Source organism: Streptomyces graminilatus (genome assembly GCF_001418565.1).
In the GTDB taxonomy this organism is placed as follows: Bacteria; Actinomycetota; Actinomycetes; order Streptomycetales; family Streptomycetaceae; genus Streptomyces; species Streptomyces graminilatus.
The window spans coordinates 873-1760 of record NZ_LIQQ01000838.1; the positions used below are offsets into that span (position 1 = coordinate 873).

1 pseudogene is annotated in these 888 nt (G+C 73.9%); it reads left to right on the top strand.

Features of this window, described 5'->3' with window-relative positions:
- Nucleotides 1-98: 98 nt before the first annotated feature.
- A pseudogene (locus tag AOK08_RS42080) lies at nucleotides 99-888 on the top strand (BREX-2 system phosphatase PglZ); the annotation flags it as partial.

Genomic DNA, 888 nt, shown 5'->3' on the forward strand with positions numbered 1-888 from the left:
GCCGCACGGGCCGCCGCCGAGCTGCAGGCGGAGATCGCGGCGCTCGCGGCCGAGAACCCCAACGCCACCGTCGAGGTCGTCTGGAAGGTCGTCGACTGATGTCCGACACCGTCACGACAGCGCCCGCGCCCGCCGGTCCCGCCCGGCTGCCCACGGGGACTGTCCGCCAGTACCTTGCTGCCCGCAGCCGGCTTGGCGACGGCACGGTCCGAGTCCTGCTGCTGCGGGCTGATCCCGTCTGGGACGGACCTGCCGTGCAGCAGACGGCGGGCGGGCTGCGGGCGCGGGTGGCCGTCGCGCCCTCGGTGCTCGCCGTGCATGAGCAGATCCTGGGCCACCTCGACGCGGCGACTCCCCCCGACCCCAAGGTCCTGGTCGTCCTCACCGACCGCGAGGACACCGATCTCGACCCCGGGTTGCTCGCCCGCGTCTACGGCGGAAGGATCCGGTCCGTCGACAACTGGGAGGTCGTGCAGGAGGCGTTCGACGCTGGCGGCCTCGACGGGCGGCTGCGCGGCGAGGCCTGGGCGGCCGAAGCGCTCCTCGATGCGGCGGCCACCCGCGGCTGGCCTTCGCTGGGCAAAGGAGTGCTCTCCCGCGACGAGGCCCTCACTCGGCTGGCAAGGCGCCGGCTCAGGCTCGGCCGCCACGACACCGACGCGCTGGGCGGACCGGCCGCACATGACGACGGAGACCGCATCGACCCTGTCGCGCTCTTCAGGTGGGCCCTCACCCCTGGCGGTCCCGACCTCCTGCGTGACCTGCGCGGACCGGAACGGGCCGGCCTGGCACGCTTCCTCGCCGAACCCGAACAGGGTGGATACGCCGGCAAGATCATCACCTCCCTGGTGGACGCCGAGCACGGAGCGGACGCAGCCGCGTACGCGG